This window comes from Nesterenkonia sandarakina (assembly GCF_013410215.1).
GTDB classification, from domain to species: domain Bacteria; phylum Actinomycetota; class Actinomycetes; order Actinomycetales; family Micrococcaceae; genus Nesterenkonia; species Nesterenkonia sandarakina.
The window spans coordinates 1,536,941-1,556,928 of record NZ_JACCFQ010000001.1; the positions used below are offsets into that span (position 1 = coordinate 1,536,941).

Genomic DNA, 19,988 nt, shown 5'->3' on the forward strand with positions numbered 1-19,988 from the left:
CTTGCTGCACCCAGCAGACGTATCCAGCAATCGCACCGACTGCCCACCGCACCCCTTGATGAAGGAGACCCCCATGAAGAATCCCGTCCACAGCCGCGGGTTGAAGCTGACCACCTTCTCCGCCGTCGCCCTGCTGGCCCTGACCTCCTGCGGCGGCGATGACAGCGCCTCCGCCGACTCGGGCGAGGACGCCAGCTACGGCGATATCAACATCGCGCTGTCCTGGGTCGAGAACGCCGAGTTCGCCGGGGAGTTCTTCGCGCAGGAGAACGGCTACTACGAGGAGGCCGGCTTCGAGACGGTGGAGTTCATCCCCGGCCCCGGCCCCATCGAGAACATGGTGGCCTCAGGTGAGGCCACCTTCGGGACCTCCAACGCGGTGGCCACCGGGGAGATCATCGCCGAAGAGGACGCCCCGCTGAAGATCGTGGGCGCGAAGTACCAGCGCAACCCGTTCACCATCCTCTCGCTCGCCGACGAGGGCAACATCGCCTCCCCGGAAGACCTCGAGGGCAAGACCATCGGGGTGCAGGCAGGCGGGAATGAGGCGCTCTTCGAGGCGCTGCTGGAGGTCAACGACATCGACCCGGACTCCGTGGAGATGGTCCCGGTGGAATATGACCCGGCACCGCTGCTCGACGGCGAAGTGGACGGCTTCTTCGCCTATGTGATCAACGAATCGATCACTGTGGAGCTGATGGGTCACGAGGTCACCGACCTGATGCTCAGCGAGAACGGACTCCCGTTCGTGGCGGAGGCCCTCATCACCTCCGAGGAGATGATCGAGGAAGAGCCAGAGCTGATCAAGTCCTTCCTGGAAGCCGAGCTGCAGGGCTGGCAGGACGCGGTGAGCGACCCCGAGGAGGGCGCCCGCCTGGCCGTGGAGGAATACGGGGCACACCTGGATCTGGAGATGGACAAGGAGCTGCGCCAGGCAGAGGTCCAGGTGGACCTGGTGGTGACCGACGAGGTGCGGGAGAACGGGCTGCTGACCATCTCCGAGGATCTCCAGGCCGAGAGCGTGGACAGCCTGGAACGGGCCGGGGTGGATGTCACCGCCGAGGAGCTCTTCGACCTCTCGCTGCTCAGCGAGCTGCTCGAGGAGAAGCCTGAGCTCGCCGAGATCCCCGACGGAGTGTGAGCGCAGACCATGATGACGGCACCGCAGCGGCAGGCCGCTCTGGCCGACCAGTCCAGCCCTGACCAGACACGCACCGAACACTCCGGCGTCGAACACTCCGGCACTCGCCAGACCAGCGCCGCGCCTTCAGGCTCCGGCCTGCGGATCGAGGGGCTGAGCAAGTCCTTCAAGCTCCGCGGCGGGGAGACGCTGACCGCGTTGGATGACGTGTCCCTGCACACCGACCGTGGCAGCTTCCTGTCCCTGCTGGGACCCTCCGGCTGCGGGAAGTCCACGGTGCTGCGGGTGCTCGCCGGCCTGGAGGAGCCCACCTCCGGGACCGCGCTGGTGGACGGGAAGACCCCGGCCCAGCTGCGCAGCGAGTCCGAACTGGGCATCGCGTTCCAGGACGCCGCGCTGCTGCCCTGGCGCAGCGTGGCCGCGAACATCCGGCTGCCCTTCGAAGTCTCCGGGCAGAAGCCCGACGATGCCCTGGTCTCGGAGCTGATCGATCTGGTCGGGCTGAAGGGGTTCGAGAAGGCCAAACCGGGCCAGCTCTCCGGGGGCATGCGTCAACGGGTCTCGATCGCCCGGGCCCTGGTCGTCCAACCCTCGGTGCTGCTGCTCGATGAGCCATTCGGCGCTTTGGATGACATGACTCGGCAGCGGCTGAACGATGAGCTGCTGCGGATCTGGACCGAGAAGCCGGCCACCACCTTGATGGTCACCCACGGCATCGCCGAGGCGATCTACCTCTCGGACAAGGTGGCCGTGATGAGCGCCCGTCCGGGACGGATCGCGGAGGTGATCGACGTGGATCTGCCGCGTCCGCGCACGCCGTCGATGATGCGCACCGCGGAGTTCCACGCCTTGCATGACCGGGCCTCCGAACTGCTCTTCGGTTCCCAGGAGACCGGGACCGGGGGAGAGGACGGATGAACACCGCGATCGACAGGCGCCGTTCCGCGCTCTACAGCGCCGCCGGTCTGGGTGCGGTGATCCTGCTGTGGTGGGTGGGGTCGGTGACGGTGCTCGCCGAGGCGCGCATCCCCACACCCGGTGGGGTCATCGGGGCGCTTCTCCGGGATGGGTTCGGGTTCTACTGGCAGCACTTCTCGGTGACCATCCAGGAGGCCGCGATCGGCTTCTTCTGGGGGAACCTGATCGCGATCCTGCTGGCCTCGGTGGTGCTGGTGCTGCCCTGGACCGAGCGGCTGATCACCCAGATCGCGGTGATCAGCTACTGCATCCCCATCGTGGCGGTCGCTCCGGTGCTCTACATCGTGATCGGTGCCCCCTCCACGGGGGAGCCCTCGGGCACAGCGGTGGCGCTGGCGGTGCTCGCGGTGTTCTTCACCACCGTGGTGGGCACGCTGCTGGGCCTGAAATCTGCGGATCCGGCGAGTCTTGACGCGGTCAGCGTCTACGGCGGGTCCCGGCTCACCCAGCTGCGCAAGGTGCGGCTGATCGCCGCGCTGCCGGCGATCCTCAACGCGCTGCAGATCGCCGCCCCGGCGGCCCTGCTCGGGGCGATCCTCGGCGAGTACGTGGGCGGTGTCCGCCAAGGGGTGGGGCTGGCGCTGATCATCGCCCAGCAGAACCTCGATGTGGAGCGCGCCTGGGCCATCGGTCTGCTGTGTGCGGCCGTGGCGGGAGGCGCCTACGCGCTCTTCGGCCTGATCGGGAAGGTGGCAGCACCGTGGTCGAAGGGAGTCGCGTGATGAGTGCAGCACCAGTGATGGAGGTCAGCCGTGGCGACCGCGCCGGAACCTTCACCCGCACCGCCCTGAGCACGCTGGGCAACACCGCGATAATGCTCACCGTGATCCTGGTGCTCTGGGTGGGCCTGCTGCGCGCCTTCGACGTCTCGGACTTCGTCGGGAAGGGCCCTCTGGACGTCTACGAGCACCTCTTCCTCGACGACGACGCCGCCGCGATCCGCGCAGAGATGTGGGGGCTCACGGCGGTGACCCTCCGCGACGCCGCGATCGGCTTCACCGCCGGGATGATCGCCGCCGTGGTGATCGCGGTGGGGATCGTGATGAGCCGGGTGGTGGAGTCCGCGGTGATGCCGCTGGCGATGATCGTGCGCTCGGTGCCGCTGGTGGCGCTGGCTCCACTGATCATCCTCGCGCTGGGCCGCGGCACCGCCGTGGTCGCGGCGATGGGCGGGATCGTGGTGCTCTTCCCGGCGCTGGTCACGCTGGTCTTCGGCCTGCGCTCGGTGACCCCGCAGATCCGCGACGTCGTCACGGTCTACGGCGGGTCCACCTGGGACATCCTGCGCAAGGTCGCGGCGCCCTCGGCGCTGCCGGCGTTCTTCTCCGCGGTGCGGATCTCGGTGCCCGGCGCCTTCACCGGCGCGCTGCTGGCGCAGTGGCTGGCCACCGGGGAGGGCATCGGCTACGCCGTCGTCTCCGCGGTCAGCCGCTCCCAGAACACCCGGGTCTGGGCGCTGGTGGTGGTGATCACGCTGGTCTCCCTGGTGCTCTACATGCTCGCCCAGCTGGTGGAGAACCTGGTCCTGCAGCACTACGACATGGCCAAGAAGGCCTGAGTCGCGGCGCCCGAATCCCGGAACCGGGGGGTGGGCACTGTGACCGCCGATCTCAGCCGTCCAGCCGGCGGGGCTCAGCTCAGTCGGCTCAGCCCCGCCGCTCAGCTCAGCGAGGCGGGCTGCGGCAGTGCGGCGCGGACCGGCAGGTCCTGTCCCTCCAGGATGACCTGGGCGCCCTGGGAGCTGGCCACGTCCAGCAGGACCGGGGCCAGCAGGTTCACGTGCGGGACGCCGTCGGAGGTGTTCACGATGACCAGCACGCGCACATCCGCGGGCTCCGGGTCCCCGAGCGCATGCAGCTGCCCCGAGGTGCGCGGCGCGTAGTCGGGCAGGTGGACCGCCGGGTCCAGCAGGAACAGCCGCACTTCGGCGAGCTCCACGGAGTCCAGCGAGTAGAGCCCGGTGGAGCCCGACACCTCGGTCAGCACGAAGTCTTTCAGGGGCTCAAGCCCGGGGAGCGAGGCGGGGAACCGCAGCGCGCTCATCGCAGGTAGTCCATCAGGGAGGGCTGGATGACCTTCGCCGAGGCGGCCAGCGCGGCGCGGTAGGCGAGCTCCTGGGTCTGCAGCTCCAGGGCGACGGTGGCCAGATCGGCGTCCTCCAGCCCGCTGCGTGCGGCCTCCAGGTTCACCCGCTGATCTGCCAGGGCATCGGCGGCCTTGAGCACCGTGGCGTGGGTGGCGCCGATGCTGGCCTGGGCGGCGAGGATGCTGCCCAGCCGCTGGTCCACCTCGGCGAGCCGGGGCCCGACCAGCTCACCGGCCCGCAGATCCTCCGCCAGGCTCGCCACCAGCGCGAAGACGCTTGTGGCGCCCGAGCCGAAGGCGGCCTCGCCGTCGGCGTCGACACGGACCGTGGAGTTCTCCCCGACCCGCCGGTGCACCGCCGCGTCGGGGACCCCGGTGAAGCTGCCCTCGGCGGTGAAGGCGGCGCCGGCGTCGGAGGTGCCGGCGAAGACGCTGCGTCCCAGGTAGCTGGCGTTGGCGGTCCTGAGCAGCTCGGCCTGCAGGTTCTCCAGCTGCAGGGCCAACGCGTCCCGGCTGGACTGCGGGAGGGCTCCCTGGCTGGCTCCGGTGAGCACCAGGTCACGGACCTGGTGCAGCAGGTTCGTGGCTGTGCTCAGTGCGGTATCCGCAGTGCTGAGCCATCCCTGAGCATTGTCCACATTGCGCCCGTGCTGATCGGCGGCGCGCTGGGCGGCACGGATCTGCAGTGCCTCGGCGATGGCGGCCGGGTTGTCGCTGGGCCGGGAGATCTCCTTCAGTGAGGAGGCCTTGTCCTGGGCGGAGGCGAGCCGGTGCATCGCCGATTGCAGGTTGCGCTGCGCGGCGGCGACCGTGGAGCCCTGGGTCACGCGGGTGATTGACATCGATTCAGCCTCTCTAGCGTCCGACCACGCCGGTGCGGTTGATCAGGGTGTCGAGCATCTGGTCCACGGCGGTGAGCACTCGGGCCGCTCCTTGGTAGGCGTGCTGGTGAGTCAGCAGCGCGATGTTCTCCTCATCCAGCGAGACCCCGGCCTGGGCCTGCTGCTGCTCCAGGGCTGCGACATGGGCCAGAGAGGTGTTCACCGCAGACTGCGCGGCGTGCCGCACAGCAGTGCCGGTGGTGACGACCAGACCCGCCCAGATCGCATCGGGGCCAGCGGCAAGCTCGCCCAGCTGCGCCAGCCGAGCCGCGTTGGAGCCGTCCAGAGCGCCCTGGCCCGGGGTAGCCGCGGCGAGGTCCTCGGCGCCGCGCGCACGCACCGTCAGGCTCGCGGCCGCCCGGGCCGGGTCGAGGCTGAAGAAGGGCCCACCAGGGGTGCCCGCGGTGCTCACACCTGCGGCCTGCACGGCGTTGACCTGGGTGGCCAGTTCCACGGCGATGGCATCCAAGGTGCTGCTGGCCTGAGCCAGCGCCCCTCCGGTGCCGTCCGGCTCGGCCGGGGCCAGCAGCGCCAGCCGGGCGCCCAGGGCGCCGGATTCCAGACTGAGCGTGCTCCCGGCGTCGTCTGCTGCCCGGTGACTCCAGCGCAGCTGAGGTGCCGCTGCGTCCTGCAGTCGGGAGCCACCGGCGAGCTCGAGGGTGCGCGCGCTCGTCCCCGCCACCAGCGGGGTGCCGGAGAGCAGGACGTCGGTGGTGCCGTCGGGCTGCGCGCGCACGGTGGCGCCGGTGAGCTCCGCGAGCCGAGCGGTGAGCTGGGTGCGCTGATCCAGCATGGCACCGGAGTCGGCGCCGCTGGCGGTGGCGGAGCGGATCTGGGCGTTCAGGGTGCCCACGCGTTCTGCGAGTGCGTTGACCTCCGCGACCTCTGCGCGCAGCCCCTGATGCTGGGTGTCCCACTGCTGGGTGAACTCACCGTGCAGCGCCCCCAGCTGCTGGGCCAGGGCCGTGCCGCGAGCGATGACCACAGCCGCGGGCGCGGGCTCACCGGGCTGATTCGCCACATCCTGCCAGCCTGCCCAGAAGTCGTTCAGCGCAGCGGACAGGCCCGCGGAGCCGGGTTCGCGCAGACTGGACTCCAGGGTGGAGAGCCCCGCGGAGATCGCGCCGGTCTGCGCGCTGATCGCCGCCGTGCCGCGGGCCCGCTCATCGAGCTGGGCATCGGCGAGCCGGGCGATTCCGGTGACGCTCACTCCGTGCCCGGCGCTGCTGGGACCCGAGAGGCGTCCGATCGTGGAGACCCCGGCGGCCGAGGCCGTCTCCACCCGTTGCCGGGTGTAGCCCTCGACTCCGACGTTGGCGATGTTCTGCCCTGCCGTCTCCAATGAGCGGCGGGCGGCGCTCATGCCGGTCCATGCGGTGTTCAGTCCGCTGAAGGTGCTCACGGGGTGTCCTTTTCTCGGGTCAGAGGTCGGTGTCGATCAGCCGCGGCCCGGTGTCTGTCGAAGACGCAGAGCCGGCAGGGTCCAACGCCGCCAGTGATTCCTGGGCTGCCCGCTGGGCGGCGCGCAGGTAGCTGGAGTTCGTATCACGCAGCGCGGTGATGGTGCTCGCCGAATCACGCAGCGCTCGCAGATGCTGCTCGAGGACCTCGCGCCACGCCGGGTCTTCCACAGCGGCCGCGAGCTGGGTGAGCGTGACATCTCCGGCCAGGCCGAGGGAGGAAGCCAGGTGAGCTGACTCCACGGCCCGGGACAGGGAGGCGCCCTGGAGCTTGTCCACCACGGATTCGATCTCGCGAGTGGCGTGATCGATCCACTGTGACTTTCCGGAGAGCAGCAGCAGCTGCTGTTCCTCGAGCTTGAACTGGAGCAGGTCGAGAAGCTCACGTTCCCGCCATAGCCGTGTGGACAGCGCATTGGCTGACATGTCTGACCCCCGATTCAAGTTCATGACGGGTGACCGGCGGTGCACCGGGCCGGGTGCTCGGCTGCCCGTCAGGGAAGTCTATCGGCGGGATCCTGCGGGAAGTTAGGGCGCAGAGGGATTCTCCGCACATCCTTCGGCGAAGTATTAATCCTCAGGACATGTTCAACGTATAGACCGGTCATCAACCTTCCGCTACTATCTCTTTTCAGGTGACACTAAGGTTCTGTTTACGGGGCGTCCAGGCGGCGGTCTTGAGGCATTCCTTATACCGCGCCGGGCCGCGGTTTAGCGAGATCTTGAGGACTGTCTGTGAAGCAAAGTGCACGCAACGCGTTGGTGGTGGAGAACCTGCCCCTGGTGGGGTACCTGGTGTCCGAGATGTGCGCCAAGGCCACTCATCTCTCCCGCGAGGATCTGACCTCTGTGGGATCAATCGCCCTGGTCACGGCGGCAGACGCCTTCGATCCGAACTTGGGCGTCCCCTTCGGCGCCTATGCCCGACGCCGGATCGTGGGAGCCTTCGCCGATGACATGCGCTCCGCGGACTGGGCCGGTCGCGGATCACGCCGCAGGATCCGGGAGCTGAAGTCGGTGGAGGAGACGCTCACCGCTGCGCTCGGGCGCGCCCCAGACGTGAAAGAACTCGCCGAGGCCCTGGGAATGGATGAGAAATCCGTCTCCGCAGCCCGGCAGGACGCCGCCCGGAGTGTGGTCGCCCTGGACGCGGACATGTCCGACTACCTGATCACCGAAGGTCGCAATCCTGAACAGGAGCTGCTCGAGGTTGAACAGACCACGATGCTGCGCACCGCCGTGGAGGCCCTGCCGGAACGGATGCGGATGATCGTCTCGCGGCTCTTCTTCGACGGGGCCACGGTCAAGGAGATCGCAGCGGACCTGGGGATCACCCATTCCGCCGTCTCGCAGCAGCGCTCCGAGGCGATGAAGCTGCTGCGCGAGGGTATGCAGACCCACTACAGCTCGACGCCCACGGTCCCTGCCGCGGCGCAGGGGAGCAGCCGGCGTCGTGAGCTGTATCTGCAGGAACTCGGGGAGCGGACCATGGGAGGCGCGCTGCACCGGCCGCGGGGCCCTCGGCGCGCTCCGGCGACCGAACCGGGTCACTCACTAACGGCGTCCTCCTGACCTGCCGATAGAGGGGTGTGGAGTCCATGGATGGACCCGCAACAGATACACACCCACTTTCACGGAGGAAATCTCATGGGTATGCAGATCAACACCAACGTCGCGGCGCTCAACGCTCACCGCAACCTCTCCAACACTCAGAACGACCTCTCCAAGTCCCTGGAGAAGCTCTCCTCGGGCCTGCGGATCAACCGAGCAGCCGACGACGCCGCCGGCCTGGCCATCTCAGAGGGGCTTCGCTCCCAGGTCAACGGCATGGGCGTGGCAGCCCGGAACGCCCAGGACGGAATCTCGGTGATCCAGACCGCAGAAGGTGCCCTCACCGAGGTGCATTCCATCCTGCAGCGCGCACGTGACCTGACGGTCCAGTCGGGCAACGACTCGAACAACCCGGAGGCCCGCGCGGCGATCCAGACTGAGCTCACGGCGCTCGGCGAGGAACTTGGCCGCATCGCGGAAGTGACGAACTTCAACAAGATCTCACTGCTGAACGGGACGAACGAGTCGTTGACCTTCCAGATCGGCGCCGGCGCGACCAGCAACGATCAGCTCTCCGTCTCGCTGATGGATGTCAGCGCAGTAGCGACAGCCATTCAGGGGCTGACCATCACCGGCGAAGATGATGCCGCCGCTACTGCCCGTCTTGATGCCATCGGAACGATCGATGACCAGATCTCGGCTGTCTCCTCGGCACGTTCGGACCTGGGTGCTTCGCAGAACCGGTTCGAATCCGCGATCAACTCGCTCAACGTGTCGCGGGAGAACCTCTCCGCGGCAGAGTCCCGGATCCGCGACGTTGACATGGCCGCGGAGATGGCCAACTTCACCCGCTCGAACATCCTGTCCCAGGCCGGCACCGCCATGCTGGCGCAGGCCAACCAGGCCAACCAGGGCGTCCTGCAGCTGCTGGGCTGATCGACTCCTCCACCGTGAGGATGAAGTGATCGGCACATCGCCGATCTGATGTGGCCGGGTCGCCCGCGTCGGGGATAACGCCTCGGCGGCACCCCGGGACGGAACGCCCCGGCCACATCGACTCCCAGCCACACCGCCTCTTCCCAGCCTTGCCAGCCCTCACCGGCTGCCCCGCTGCCCCGCCACCTGCCCACCTTGATCTTCAGGAGTCCTCCCGTGTCTCTAGCGCTCCCCGGTCTGGCCAGTGGGCTGGACTCTGCAGCCCTGATCGACAGCCTCATGCAGGTCGAGGCCATCCCGCAGCAGCTTCTGCAGCGGCAGGCCACCAAGACCAACAGCGTGGTCTCGGCCCTGCAGGGACTGAACACCCGCATCGCCGCCACGGCGGAACGCTCCGCGGAGCTGGCCAAGCCGGCGGCGCTCCGGGCCTTCAGCGCCCAGTCCAGCGATCCCTCGGTCTCCGCAACAGTCAGCTCTGCCGGCTCCGCCGGAACCTTGAGCTTCACCGTGGAGAACACCGCCGTGCGCCACACCGTGGTCACCGCACCGATCCAGGCGTGGGACAGCCCAGAATTCAGCATCCTGGCCGCGGACGGAACCAGCACCGCCATCACCGCGGACTCCTCGAGCCTCGATGACATCGTCCGAGCGATCAACAGCGCAGGTGCCGGAGTGAGCGCCGTGAAGGTCCCCGCCGGCGACGGCGCACACCGGCTTCAGCTCTCCGCGGCCTCCACCGGTGCCGCCGGGGTGTTCAGCCTCCAAGGAACCACGCTTGAGAGCACGGTGACCTGCACGGGAGAAGACGCCAGGATCACGCTCTGGAAGGGCACCGGAGCCGAGCAGCAGGTGCGCTCCGCGACCAACTCCTTCCAGGACCTGATGCCCGGTGTCCAGGTGCGCGTCACCGCAGCCACCACCGCCGAGGTCACGCTCAGCGTGGAACGCGACGCGGCCAGCGCGGCGGCGGCCGCCGAGTCCCTGATCGGCTCGGTCAACGCGGTGCTGGGTCATATTCGCACCACCACCCGGGTGACCAGCGCCAATGACGGCAGCACCACTTCCAGCGTGCTCACCGGAGACAGCGCGGTGCGCAGCGCCGGGCAGCGCATGACCGACGCGGTGATCCGTCCGATCGATGGACGTTCCCCCTCCGAGATCGGTATCTCGCTGAGTCGGGCCGGGGAGCTCAGTCTCGACCAGGAGAAGTTCGCAGCCGCTCTGGCCGCAGACCCTGCGGCGGTGGAGCGCATGCTCGGTGAGCTCGCCGGACGGATCAACAGCGTGGCCGATAACCTCTCCAACCGTTTCGACGGGCAGATCACGGCGCGCATCACCGGACAACAGGGACTGGCGACCCGACTCACCGACCAGGTGGGGGAGTGGACCGGACGCCTGGCCGCCCGACGCGCCACCCTGGAGCGCACCTACGCCGCACTGGAGGTCCAGATGCAGAGCCTGAACTCTCAGATGGACTACCTCTCCTCGCAGCTGGCCGCGCTGCCGCAGGCCTCTTCCGCCCGAAACAACCGCTGAACAGAACGGTGAGCCGCAGACATGTATGACCACGCGAACCGCGCCCGCACCCAGTACAACCGCGAGGCGATCCTCTCTGCCTCCCCGGCCAGACTGCTCACCATGCTCTACGACCGGCTGCTGCTGGACCTGAACCGGGCCCTCAACGCCCAGGAGCAGCAGCGCTGGCAGGACGCCTCCCAGGAGCTGGTCCATGCGCAGTCGATCATCGCCGAATTGACCAGCTCGTTGAACACCGAGGTCTGGTCCGGAGCCCGGGACCTGCAGGCGCTCTACAGCTTCAGCACCGGACTGCTGATCACCGCGAACACCCGGCGAGATCCGGAGAAGACCCGGCAGGCCATCGAGCTGCTGGAACCGCTCCGGGTCACCTGGCACGAGGCGGCCCAGATCACCGGCGCAGCACAGTCCACCGGCGCCCCCCAGTTCAGCGGCCCTGCCCAGTTCACCGGCGCATCCCAGATCAACAGTCCCGCTCAGCAGCTCCGCAGCGCACCGGGCACCGGAGCGGGCGCCCGGCCGCTCGGGGTCCTCGGTGTCGGATAGCCCGAGAACCCCAGACGAGGCGGCTCCGGTGGGTGCCGGTGCGGAGACCCTGCGCTGGGAGCTCTACCTGACCCGGTTGCAGGCCTGGGCCCAGCAGCTCCCCGAGCCCTCCGTGGGGCCTCCCCAGATGGTTTTCAGTGGAGCGCTGCCGGTGGAACTGCGCGAGCGCGCCGCAGAAGTGCTCGACCTCCTGGCCCAGGCGAGCGAGCGGACCCGGGCAAGCCAGGCCGACGTCGGCCGCCAGCTCAGCGCCCTGCGGCAGGTTCCGCCGCTGGACGGCGGGGAAGCGCGATACCTGGACACCAGCGGATAGAAAATTTTCTCCCGGGAGGCTAACGCGAGGACCCGGGCTGCCGAGAGTGCCCGATGAGCATGGATTGCTCGACCCCTGAGGCCATGGACCGGCCGCTGTCGATTCAAGGTGCCCTGAGGGGGAGCATTGTTCGATTCCGTGACCTCACGCGCGTTCTCCAGCGCCCTGGACTCCCTGGCCATGCGCCAGCGCGCCATCGCTGACAACATCGCCAATGCGAACACCCCGGGCTACCAGGCACGCCGGATCTCCTTCGAAGGTGCGCTGGCCGCCTCGGTGCGCAGCGGCGACGGAGCGATCCAGGCCGAGGAAGCCCGTTCCCTGGAGCCCACCCGGCTCAATGGCAGCAACGTCAACCTCGACACCGAGACCCTCGCCAACATCGACACCGTGCTGCGCTTCCAGTTCGCCGCCCAAGCCGCCGGTGGCCAGTTCAACAGCATGCGCACCGCGCTGAGGACCACCTGATGTCCATGGATGCGATCGGGATCGCCGGCACCGCATTGACGGTGCACCGGAAGTGGCTGGACTCCGTCTCGGACAACATCGCCAACGTGAACACCGTGCGATCCACCGAGGACGCCGCCTTCCAGGCCCGCTACGTCACCGCCCAGGCCGACGCCTCGGGTCAGGGGGTCCATGTGGCCGGAGTCAGCTTCGGCGACGCCGAGGGACGGCTGGCGCATGAACCGGACCACCCGCTCGCCGACGAGGACGGATATGTCCGCTACCCCGACATCGACATGGCGGAGCAGATGGGAAGCCTGATCATGGCGCAGCGCGGATATCAGATGAACGCGGCCGTGGTGGATCGGGCCAAAGAGACCTACCAGGCAGCCCTGCAGATCGGACAGAACAGATGATCGAGGCCATCATGCCCCCAGCAGGGGTCAGCGGCGTCGCCGGCGCCGGCTACGTCACCGGAGCACAGGGCGCAGGGACCCCCGGACTGGGGCTGCGCCCGGCGCAGGCCCCCGAGGGTGCCTTCGCCGCGACCCTGGGCTCGGCGATGGATGAGGTGCAGTCGCTGCAGTCCACCTCCCGGGAGCTCGGAGTCCAGGCGCTCACCGGTGACCTGACCGATATGCATGAAGCCACCCTGGCTTCCTCCCGAGCCTCTGTGGCCCTGGAGATGGTCTCCACGGTGCGCAACCGCGGTGTCGAGGCGTTCAACGAGATCATGAGGATGCAGGCCTGATGGCGCAGGTTCCAGCTCCGCTCGCCCGACTGGGCCAGCGGATCCGAGAGTTCACTCTGGCGCAGCGGACCATCGCGATCATCGGCATCGCGGTGCTGGTGCTCGGTGGCTTCGCGCTGAGCACCGCCATGTCCCAACCCCGGATGGCGCCGCTCTACAGCGGCCTCGACCCGGCCGACGCCTCGGCGATCGTGGAGCAGCTGCGCGCCGAAGGCGTGCCCTATGAACTTACCGCCGGTGGGACCTCGGTGATGGTCCCCGAGGCTCAGGTCTACGACGCCCGGCTCAACGCCGCCGCCGACGGACTGCCCAACGCCACCCGCGGCGGCTACTCGCTGCTTGATGACATGGGGGTGACCTCCAGCGAGTTCCAACAATCGATCACCTATAAGCGCGCCCTGGAGGGTGAGCTGGCGGGCACCATCGAAGCCATCGACGCCGTGGAGCAGGCCTCGGTGACCTTGGCGATCCCGGAGGAGACCGTCTTCGTGGACTCCCAACAAGACCCGACCGCCTCGATCTTCGTGCAGCAGGCCCCCGGAGCGAGCTTCGGTGAGGACCAGATCCAGTCCGTGGTGCACCTGGTGGCCTCGGCGGTGGACGGTCTGAAGCCCGAGAACGTCTCACTGGTCGACGCGGAGGGCCAGCTGCTCTCCGCCGTCGGGGTCGGGGCCGTGGGCGGAGGCAGCCAGCAGGCCAGCGACTACGAGGAACGTGTGGGCACCGCGGTGCAGACCATGTTGGACCGCGTGGTGGGACGCGGCAACGCCACCGTCGCGGTCGCCGCGGAACTCTCCATGGAATCCGCAGAACGCCTGGAAGAGGTCTTCGAGGAGCCCGACGAGGCGCCGGCGCTGAGCGAATCCACCAGCACCGAGGAATACACCGGCACCGGAGGCGGCAACGCCGGGGTGCTGGGCCCGGACAACATCGCCGTCCCTGAGGGCCAGGGCGGGGAAGGCACCTACAGCGCGGAACAGACCGACCGCAGCAATGCGGTGAACAAGGTCACCGAGAATCGCTCGATCCCCGCCGGAGAGCTGACCACCCAGTCCGTCTCCGTCGCCGTCGACCAGGCTGCCGCGGCCGGGCTCAACGTGGCGGATCTGACCACCATGGTCAGCGACGCCGCCGGGATCGACGAAGACCGCGGTGACCAGGTCAGCGTCGCGGTGGTGCCGTTCAGCACCGCCGAGGCCGACGCCGCCGCCGAGGCGCTGGCAGAGGCTGCCGCGGCCGAGGAGGCCGAACGGCGAGCCGCCTGGCTGCAGACCATGGCCATCGGCGGCGCCGCGGTGCTGCTGCTGCTCGTGGCACTGACCATCATCTTGTTCCTGCGGCGCGGCCGCCGATCCAGGGAGCTCGTCGACCTCGGCGAACCGTTCCCGGCCGGGGAGCTCACCGCCGGTGGCATGGCCGCCCTGGAAGCCACCGACGACGCCGGCGAGCGGGTGCTCGAATCCGTCGGCGACTACGCCACCGCCACCATCCCGCGGGTGCGCGCGACCGCGCCGGCCTCGGCCGCCACTCCGGCCTCCGCCTTGGACGGCTGGGACCCGAATGAGCAGGCGCGCAGCAAGCGCGCCGAACTCAACGCCCTGGCCTCCCAGGATCCGCAGCGCGTGGCCGAGCACCTGCGTTCCCTGATGGAGGAGGGGAGCCGGGTATGAGTGGGACACCAAGTGATGAGCTGGCGCTCACCGGCACCCAGAAGGTCGCGCTGGTGCTGATGCAGATGGACCGCTCACAGGCCTCAGAGGTGCTGCGCCACTTCTCCGAGTTCGAGGCCGATGAGGTGATCGCCGAGATCGTGAGACTCCGAAGAGTCGATCGCAGCGTGGCCGAAGACGTGGTCTCTGATGTGTTCGCCGCGATCTCCAGCGGGGCGCCGCTGCCGCGCGGTGGACGCGACTTCGCCGCCGGCCTGCTCCACGACACCTTCGGCAGCGAACAGGCCGAGGTGGTCATGAACCGGCTGGCCTCCAGCATGGCGGGGAAGTCCTTCGAGTTCCTCGAGTCGGTGGATCCGCAGCAGATCGCGGTGCTGCTCGATGACGAGCTGGCCCAGACCGTGGCCCTGGTGCTGGCGCACCTGCGCCCGGACATCGCCTCGGCCGTGCTGGCCGGGGTGGAACCCGCCCGCCGCACCGACGTCGCCACGAGTCTGGCCACCATGGGGCCGGCCTCCCCGGAGGCGGTGCGCACCGTGGCCGATGTGCTCAAGACCCGGATGGGGGCCTCGGTCACCCCGAGCGCACCTCTTGCCGCGGTGGGCGGGATCGAACCGCTGGTGGAGATCATCAACCGATCCAGCGTGGCCGTGGAGAAGGAGCTGCTGGCCTCGCTGAGCAGCCGGAACCACGAGCTCGCCGAGGAGGTGAAGTCCCGGATGCTGACCTTCGCCGATCTGGTGCGCTTCGATCGCCGGGACGTCCAGCGGGTGCTGCGCGGGATCGACGCCACACGGTTGGCCCTGGCGCTGAAGGGTGCCGCGGAGAACGTGGAGCGCACCATCAAGGAGAACATCACCGAGCGCACCCGCGAGGTCCTGGACCAGGAGATGCGCTCCCTGGGCCCGGTGCGGGTCTCCCAGGTGGATGAGGCTCGGGCCGACATCGTTCGTGCGATCCGCGAGCTGGAGGCCCAGGGCGAGATCAGCATCCAACGCGTCGAGGAGGAGGAGACCCTTGTCGTCTGAGATCGCCTGCGAGGCCGCCGAGGTGCACCTGGTCGGCTTCGGTGCCTACGCGTCCGTGAGCGCAGCGAGCACCTCCTCCCCGACCCCTGAGGCGATCCGCGCCGCAGCCTCGACCCAGGGCTACGCAGCAGGCTTCGCCGCCGGCATGCGCGCCGCCTCCGAGCAGTCCCGGTCCCAACGCGAGGAGCTGCATCGACGCCTGGACCACTCCCGGAGCCAGGACGCAGAACTGGTCCACGCCATGACGCAGCAGCTCAGCGCGGCGGCGCAGGCCCTTGCCGACCGTGCGGCGGCTCTGCGTCAGGACGCCGAAGCGACCCTGCTGCACTCCAGCCTCGAGCTCGCCGAGGCGATCCTGGGCAGCGAGCTGCGCGACGGTCCCCATGCGGCGCGGGCCGCGCTGACCCGCGCGCTGGAGGGGTGGGAGCCCCAGGAGGTTCGGGCCGTGCGGATGCACCCGAGCTCAGCGGCGCTGCTGCCGGCAGAGACCACGGCGGCCGCCGGAGTGCGCGTGATCCCGGACCCCGGGCTGGCCCCCGGCGACGCCGTGGCGGATCTGCCCGAGGGATTCCTGGACGCGCGGATCACGCATGCACTGAGCCGATGCCGCGCCGTGCTGGCTGAAGCTGCGGGCGCCTCATGAGCCGCAGCACGCTGGCCCAGAGACACCCTTCGCTGATCCGGGCGGGCCGCCCGGAGCTGCTGGGCCAGGTGAGCCGGATCCTCGGACTGGGCATCGATGTCACCGGCCTGCAGCCCCGAAACCAGGCCCAGGGCGCAGGCACCGCCGTCCCGGTGGGCGCGCTGCTGGAGATCGGAGCCGCACGTGTCCCGGCCGAGGTCGTGGCCGCCGAGGGGACCACGCTGCGCTGCATGCCGCTGGCCCCCCTCGATGGGGTGGCGCTGGGCGACGAGGTCCGCCGCAGACCGGGACCCGTGCGGGTTCCGGTGGGCGAGGGGCTGATCGGTCGGGTGCTGGACGGGCTGGGACGCCCCCTCGACGGGAAGGGACCGCTGGGTCCGCACCTGATGGTGGCCTCGGACCAGGCGCCGCCGAACCCGTTGGACCGTCGTCGGATCACCGAACACCTCCAGCTCGGCATCCGCTCGGTCGATGCGCTGGCCTCGGTCGGACGGGGCCAGCGGATGGGCCTCTTCGCCGGATCCGGGGTCGGCAAGTCCTCGCTGCTCTCGATGGTGGCGCGCGGCACCGATGCCGCGGTCAACGTGATCGTCCTGGTCGGGGAGCGCGGCCGAGAGGTGCGCGAGTTCCTGGAGGATGATCTCGGCGCCGAGGGCCTCTCCCGTTCGGTGGTGGTGGTCGCCACCTCGGATGAGCCCGCTCAGATGCGGCTGCGCGCCGCGGCCACCGGGACCCGGATCGCGGAGCACTTCCGCGCAGGGGGTCTCGATGTGCTGCTGATGATGGACTCGCTGACCCGGGTGGCGATGGCGCAGCGCGAGATCGGGCTCTCCGCCGGAGAGCCCCCGGCGACGCGGGGATACCCGCCGTCGACGTTCTCGCTGCTGGCTCGGCTGCTGGAGCGCGCCGGCACCGACGCGGTGGGAAGCATCACCGGGATCTACACCGTGCTGGTCGACGGCGATGACCACAACGAACCCGTGGCCGACGCGGCACGCTCGATCCTCGACGGGCATGTGGTGCTCGATCGTGCCCTCGCCACCGCCGGGCACTACCCGCCGGTGGAGGTGCTCCAGTCGATCTCCCGTGTGGCCAGCCGGGTCATCACCGCGGAACAGGCCGCAGCGGCGACCTCGCTGCGCCGGGTGCTGGCCGCGCGCCGCGCGGCTCAGGACCTGCTCGACGTCGGGGCCTACCAGCGCGGCGTGGACCCCGCGGTGGACGCCGCCGTCGAGCACCAGGGCGCCATCGAGGCGTTCCTGCGCCAGGGGGTCACAGACCATGCCACGCTCGCCCAGACCTGGAGTGAGCTCTTTACCCTGGTGAACCGCTGGGCGGTGCGGCCATGACCCGCGGATTCCCGCTCGCCGGGCTCAAACGGCTGCGCGATCTCACCGAGGCCGGGGCCGCCGGGAGACTCGCCGTCGCCAATGCGGACCTGGCCCGCTCCCGCTCGCAGTCCGCGTCGATCCGGCAGGACGCCACGGCTGCGCGGGAGGACCTGGCCACGGGGGCGGACCTGCTGGCGATCGCCGCCTCTCGCGCCTCCAACCGCGGCCTGCTCCTGGAGCTGCAGGCGCATCAGGCGCACCTGCAGCGCGAAGTGGACCGGGCTGAGCAGGAGCATCGGCAGGCCCGACGCGAGGCGGCCATGGTGGAGAAGCTGGAGCTCCGGCACACGGCTGCCGCGGCACGCACCGAACTCGCCGCCGAGCAGTCGCGTCTGGACGAAGCCGCCCAGCGCAGCCATCAGGGAGGTCGAAGCGCATGAGCTTCACCGATGTCATCGGTCGGGTCAGCCAGATCGAAGCCACCATCGCGCGGGTCAGCGGTGCGCCCCGGCAAGCCGCCGCGCAGTCCCCGGCGGGGGCGCAGAGCGTGGCCGCGAGCCAGCTGGCCACGGCGCCGCAGACCACCGACTTCAACACCTTGCTGCGTGATCTCACAGGCCCGAGCGCCCCAGGTGCTGGGGGGAGCGCGCCGGCCGCCCCGGTCACGGCCACCGGTCCCGACCGCAGCCCAGCCACCCGCAGCGCCCCGGCAGAGCCCAGCGCCGCACCGGCCGCAGGAACGCAGCGTGGATCGGGAAGCGAAGGCACGGGCTCCACTGGGCGTACCCGGAGCGGCGGCGGCGTGGACGGGCAGGATGTGGTGACCCAGGCGAAGAAGTACCTGGGGATTCCCTATGTGTGGGGCGGCACCGATCCGCGGGTGGGGCTCGACTGCTCGGGGCTGGTCCAGCTGGTCTTCAAGGACCTCGGCATCAGCGTGCCACGAGTGACCTATGACCAGCTCAAGGTCGGCCGAGAGATCCCCACCCTGGCCGACGCCAGACCGGGCGATCTCATCGTGACCCGCAACGGAGACCACATCGGCATCTACGCCGGGGACAACAAGCTGCTGCACGCGCCGCGGCCCGGTAAGCAGGTGGAGATCCGGGAGATGTTCGAGACCGACGCCGACATCCTCACCATCCGCCGGGTCGTGGAATCGACGCCGAGCCGGTCTGGATCAGGCTCGGACGCGGAACTTGCCGCCCTGCAGCGGACCCAGTTCGAGACCTCCCGAGGTTCCGCGTCGAGCACCGGACGTTCTGGAGCCGGCGGATGATCGGGCAGGCCCTGTCCCAGCCTGCCCGGGCATGGGACCCCGCCTCGGCGGAGAAGCCAGGTCCCCGGATGCGGCCGGAACGCTCGCGCCCGGATCACCAGGCAGCCTCTGTGGGCGCCGAGCACAGCTTCGCGCAGCTGCTCGGTGACGCCATGAACCGCCCGTCGGGTCCGGAGACGGCTGCGGAGACCCCCGGCACCATCCAGGACCCTGCCCAGCAGCAGGGTCACCTCGAGCGCGCGCAGCAGGGTGAGACCCCAGCAGACCTCCGCGCGGTGGAGGGTGGGGTGGAAGGGGCCGCGCATGATGCCGGGGATGCGGCAGCAGGCCCTGGCCGGGACACCGGGGCAGACCACGGCGGAGACCAAGCTGCAGACCACGCAGCGGAGGAGGAGTCCCTCGCGCAGAACGCGCCGGCCTCGACGCTCCGCGCCGAGGCGGGTGCTGCGCGGACCCCGGAGGACTCTGCTGCGCCTCCTGTGGCCGGGACGGTGCTCAGACCAGAGCCCAGCTCCGACGTCGACCTGCTGCCCACGCTGCTTCCAGGACGCTCCGCCGGAGCCGAGACAGGAGTCGAGACCGGATTGGAGCCAGCCTCCGAGCCAGCCCGCGCGCAAGTCCGCGAACAAGTCGCCGAGCCAGTCCGCGAGACGAGACTCCAGAAGATGCCCCAGTTGACACCCCAGAGCAGTCCCGCGACGGGGGTCTCGGCGGTGACCGCCGGGGCGTCGCACCCGGCCGTGGAACGGGCCGAGGCCGCACCGGCCGCACCGGCTGCAGCATCAGCTCCAGCCGCACCGGCTGCACCAGCAGCTCCAGCTACACCGACCTCACCAGCTGCGCCGACCGCCGCGACCGCTGCGATCGTCCCCATCCCAGCGGCGACACCACCCATGATCACACCGGCCGGCGGGCTCGCCGCGCCCGCGCAGCGCCCCGCGGCCCCACTGCACCTCCAGCTCACCGGCCCGGTCGCGCAGCTGAGCAGCGGACCCCAGGGTGAACGGGTGCTCACCGTGCACGTCGCCCCCGAGGCGCTGGGACCTGTCACCGTGCGAGCGAACATCAGCGGAGAACAGATCCGGATCGAGCTCGCTGCCGGTGCGGAACCCGGGCGTGAGGCGCTGCGAGCCATGCTCACCGATCTTCGTCGCGATCTCGCTGGTCAGGGTCTCAGCTCTGCCCAGGTGAGCATCGGTGACGGTGATCCCGCGCAGGGACGACCACAGGACCCGCCGGGATCCCGATCCAGAGAATCCCCCGTGCCCGAGCACGAAGCGCCCCAGCCGTCCGCGGGCGACCCCGCTTCGCCCGCGACGGTAGGGGATCCACCTCTGCCGGGCGGGCGCACCGTGTACCTGGACCGACTCGACGTCATCGCATGAGCTCGACGACGAGATACCCGTGCACCA

Annotated in this window: 23 protein-coding genes; 19 read left to right on the top strand and 4 right to left on the bottom strand. The window is 69.7% G+C overall.

Annotated elements, in window-relative coordinates; all coding sequences use genetic code 11:
• Positions 1-73 precede the first annotated feature (73 nt).
• Genes HNR11_RS07120 through HNR11_RS07135 form a run of 4 tightly spaced genes read left to right on the top strand, consistent with a single transcriptional unit; the run spans position 74 to position 3,677 of the window.
• Positions 74-1,141, top strand: a complete 1,068-nt coding sequence (locus tag HNR11_RS07120; protein ID WP_179441717.1) for an ABC transporter substrate-binding protein — start codon at positions 74-76, stop codon at positions 1,139-1,141.
• Between the two features lie 9 nt (positions 1,142-1,150).
• A complete protein-coding gene (locus HNR11_RS07125) occupies positions 1,151-2,059 on the top strand; it encodes an ABC transporter ATP-binding protein (protein ID WP_246310349.1) in 909 nt (302 codons plus the stop codon).
• Positions 2,056-2,841, top strand: a complete 786-nt coding sequence (locus tag HNR11_RS07130; protein WP_179441718.1) for an ABC transporter permease — start codon at positions 2,056-2,058, stop codon at positions 2,839-2,841. The genes HNR11_RS07125 and HNR11_RS07130 overlap by 4 nt, the downstream gene beginning before the upstream one ends.
• Positions 2,841-3,677, top strand: coding sequence for an ABC transporter permease (locus HNR11_RS07135; RefSeq protein ID WP_179441719.1), 837 nt, complete (start codon positions 2,841-2,843; stop codon positions 3,675-3,677). Before HNR11_RS07130 ends, HNR11_RS07135 begins: the two co-directional genes overlap by 1 nt.
• Before the next feature lie 101 nt (positions 3,678-3,778).
• Here HNR11_RS07135 and fliW read toward each other — a convergent pair whose 3' ends face one another.
• Genes fliW through flgN form a run of 4 tightly spaced genes read right to left on the bottom strand, consistent with a single transcriptional unit; the run spans position 3,779 to position 6,971 of the window.
• Complete coding sequence (fliW, locus tag HNR11_RS07140) at positions 3,779-4,162, bottom strand: flagellar assembly protein FliW (RefSeq protein WP_179441720.1); 384 nt, start codon at positions 4,160-4,162, stop codon at positions 3,779-3,781.
• A complete protein-coding gene (locus HNR11_RS07145; RefSeq protein WP_179441721.1) occupies positions 4,159-5,046 on the bottom strand; it encodes a flagellin N-terminal helical domain-containing protein in 888 nt (295 codons plus the stop codon). The genes fliW and HNR11_RS07145 overlap by 4 nt, the downstream gene beginning before the upstream one ends.
• 13 nt (positions 5,047-5,059) lie before the next feature.
• A complete protein-coding gene (gene flgK / locus HNR11_RS07150) occupies positions 5,060-6,487 on the bottom strand; it encodes a flagellar hook-associated protein FlgK (RefSeq protein ID WP_179441722.1) in 1,428 nt (475 codons plus the stop codon).
• A 19-nt stretch (positions 6,488-6,506) separates the two neighbouring features.
• A complete protein-coding gene (gene flgN, locus HNR11_RS07155) occupies positions 6,507-6,971 on the bottom strand; it encodes a flagellar export chaperone FlgN (RefSeq protein ID WP_179441723.1) in 465 nt (154 codons plus the stop codon).
• 309 nt (positions 6,972-7,280) lie between these two features.
• Between flgN and HNR11_RS07160 the strand changes: the two genes are divergently transcribed.
• The 15 genes from HNR11_RS07160 to fliK all read left to right on the top strand — a co-directional run bounded on the left by HNR11_RS07160 (position 7,281) and on the right by fliK (position 19,961).
• Positions 7,281-8,117 carry a sigma-70 family RNA polymerase sigma factor gene (locus HNR11_RS07160; RefSeq protein WP_179441724.1) on the top strand — a complete coding sequence of 279 codons (837 nt, stop codon included), beginning with the start codon at positions 7,281-7,283 and terminating at the stop codon, positions 8,115-8,117.
• Between the two features lie 75 nt (positions 8,118-8,192).
• A complete protein-coding gene (locus tag HNR11_RS07165; protein WP_218849664.1) occupies positions 8,193-9,032 on the top strand; it encodes a flagellin N-terminal helical domain-containing protein in 840 nt (279 codons plus the stop codon).
• 216 nt (positions 9,033-9,248) lie between these two features.
• Complete coding sequence (fliD, locus tag HNR11_RS07170; RefSeq protein ID WP_179441725.1) at positions 9,249-10,568, top strand: flagellar filament capping protein FliD; 1,320 nt, start codon at positions 9,249-9,251, stop codon at positions 10,566-10,568.
• Between the two features lie 21 nt (positions 10,569-10,589).
• Positions 10,590-11,114, top strand: coding sequence for a flagellar export chaperone FliS (gene fliS, locus HNR11_RS07175; protein WP_179441726.1), 525 nt, complete (start codon positions 10,590-10,592; stop codon positions 11,112-11,114).
• 28 nt (positions 11,115-11,142) lie between these two features.
• Entirely contained in the window at positions 11,143-11,427 is a 285-nt protein-coding gene (locus tag HNR11_RS07180) for a hypothetical protein (protein ID WP_179441727.1), read from the top strand.
• A 126-nt stretch (positions 11,428-11,553) separates the two neighbouring features.
• Positions 11,554-11,895, top strand: coding sequence for a flagellar basal body rod protein FlgB (locus HNR11_RS07185; protein ID WP_179441728.1), 342 nt, complete (start codon positions 11,554-11,556; stop codon positions 11,893-11,895).
• The gene (locus HNR11_RS07190) at positions 11,895-12,290 is read left to right on the top strand and encodes a flagellar basal body rod protein FlgC (protein WP_179441729.1); all 396 of its coding nucleotides are present in this window, start codon (positions 11,895-11,897) and stop codon (positions 12,288-12,290) included. Before HNR11_RS07185 ends, HNR11_RS07190 begins: the two co-directional genes overlap by 1 nt.
• Positions 12,287-12,625, top strand: a complete 339-nt coding sequence (gene fliE / locus HNR11_RS07195; protein WP_246310351.1) for a flagellar hook-basal body complex protein FliE — start codon at positions 12,287-12,289, stop codon at positions 12,623-12,625. The genes HNR11_RS07190 and fliE overlap by 4 nt, the downstream gene beginning before the upstream one ends.
• The gene (gene fliF / locus HNR11_RS07200; protein ID WP_179441730.1) at positions 12,625-14,295 is read left to right on the top strand and encodes a flagellar basal-body MS-ring/collar protein FliF; all 1,671 of its coding nucleotides are present in this window, start codon (positions 12,625-12,627) and stop codon (positions 14,293-14,295) included. Before fliE ends, fliF begins: the two co-directional genes overlap by 1 nt.
• Positions 14,292-15,323, top strand: coding sequence for a flagellar motor switch protein FliG (gene fliG / locus HNR11_RS07205; protein ID WP_179441731.1), 1,032 nt, complete (start codon positions 14,292-14,294; stop codon positions 15,321-15,323). The genes fliF and fliG overlap by 4 nt, the downstream gene beginning before the upstream one ends.
• The gene (locus tag HNR11_RS07210) at positions 15,313-15,966 is read left to right on the top strand and encodes a FliH/SctL family protein (protein ID WP_179441732.1); all 654 of its coding nucleotides are present in this window, start codon (positions 15,313-15,315) and stop codon (positions 15,964-15,966) included. The genes fliG and HNR11_RS07210 overlap by 11 nt, the downstream gene beginning before the upstream one ends.
• A complete protein-coding gene (locus HNR11_RS07215) occupies positions 15,963-17,315 on the top strand; it encodes a FliI/YscN family ATPase (protein WP_179441733.1) in 1,353 nt (450 codons plus the stop codon). Before HNR11_RS07210 ends, HNR11_RS07215 begins: the two co-directional genes overlap by 4 nt.
• Positions 17,312-17,737 (top strand): flagellar export protein FliJ, encoded by a 426-nt coding sequence (locus HNR11_RS07220; protein WP_179441734.1) that lies wholly within the window; start codon positions 17,312-17,314, stop codon positions 17,735-17,737. Before HNR11_RS07215 ends, HNR11_RS07220 begins: the two co-directional genes overlap by 4 nt.
• Entirely contained in the window at positions 17,734-18,576 is an 843-nt protein-coding gene (locus tag HNR11_RS07225) for a C40 family peptidase (RefSeq protein ID WP_179441735.1), read from the top strand. Before HNR11_RS07220 ends, HNR11_RS07225 begins: the two co-directional genes overlap by 4 nt.
• Positions 18,573-19,961, top strand: a complete 1,389-nt coding sequence (gene fliK, locus HNR11_RS07230; protein ID WP_179441736.1) for a flagellar hook-length control protein FliK — start codon at positions 18,573-18,575, stop codon at positions 19,959-19,961. The genes HNR11_RS07225 and fliK overlap by 4 nt, the downstream gene beginning before the upstream one ends.
• Positions 19,962-19,988: the final 27 nt, after the last annotated feature.

Excerpts from the sequence above, each read along its gene's own strand:
- fliW (WP_179441720.1), bottom strand. The coding sequence starts at position 4,162 with ATGAGCGCGCTGCGGTTCCCCGCCTCGCTCCCCGGGCTTGAGCCCCTG.
- HNR11_RS07120 (WP_179441717.1), top strand. The coding sequence starts at position 74 with ATGAAGAATCCCGTCCACAGCCGCGGGTTGAAGCTGACCACCTTCTCC.
- flgN (WP_179441723.1), bottom strand. The coding sequence starts at position 6,971 with ATGTCAGCCAATGCGCTGTCCACACGGCTATGGCGGGAACGTGAGCTT.
- HNR11_RS07225 (WP_179441735.1), top strand. The coding sequence starts at position 17,734 with ATGAGCTTCACCGATGTCATCGGTCGGGTCAGCCAGATCGAAGCCACC.
- HNR11_RS07165 (WP_218849664.1), top strand. The coding sequence starts at position 8,193 with ATGGGTATGCAGATCAACACCAACGTCGCGGCGCTCAACGCTCACCGC.
- fliF (WP_179441730.1), top strand. The coding sequence starts at position 12,625 with ATGGCGCAGGTTCCAGCTCCGCTCGCCCGACTGGGCCAGCGGATCCGA.
- HNR11_RS07215 (WP_179441733.1), top strand. The coding sequence starts at position 15,963 with ATGAGCCGCAGCACGCTGGCCCAGAGACACCCTTCGCTGATCCGGGCG.
- HNR11_RS07220 (WP_179441734.1), top strand. The coding sequence starts at position 17,312 with ATGACCCGCGGATTCCCGCTCGCCGGGCTCAAACGGCTGCGCGATCTC.
- fliK (WP_179441736.1), top strand. The coding sequence starts at position 18,573 with ATGATCGGGCAGGCCCTGTCCCAGCCTGCCCGGGCATGGGACCCCGCC.
- HNR11_RS07135 (WP_179441719.1), top strand. The coding sequence starts at position 2,841 with ATGAGTGCAGCACCAGTGATGGAGGTCAGCCGTGGCGACCGCGCCGGA.
- HNR11_RS07190 (WP_179441729.1), top strand. The coding sequence starts at position 11,895 with ATGTCCATGGATGCGATCGGGATCGCCGGCACCGCATTGACGGTGCAC.
- fliE (WP_246310351.1), top strand. The coding sequence starts at position 12,287 with ATGATCGAGGCCATCATGCCCCCAGCAGGGGTCAGCGGCGTCGCCGGC.
- fliG (WP_179441731.1), top strand. The coding sequence starts at position 14,292 with ATGAGTGGGACACCAAGTGATGAGCTGGCGCTCACCGGCACCCAGAAG.
- HNR11_RS07125 (WP_246310349.1), top strand. The coding sequence starts at position 1,151 with ATGATGACGGCACCGCAGCGGCAGGCCGCTCTGGCCGACCAGTCCAGC.
- fliS (WP_179441726.1), top strand. The coding sequence starts at position 10,590 with ATGTATGACCACGCGAACCGCGCCCGCACCCAGTACAACCGCGAGGCG.
- HNR11_RS07145 (WP_179441721.1), bottom strand. The coding sequence starts at position 5,046 with ATGTCAATCACCCGCGTGACCCAGGGCTCCACGGTCGCCGCCGCGCAG.
- HNR11_RS07130 (WP_179441718.1), top strand. The coding sequence starts at position 2,056 with ATGAACACCGCGATCGACAGGCGCCGTTCCGCGCTCTACAGCGCCGCC.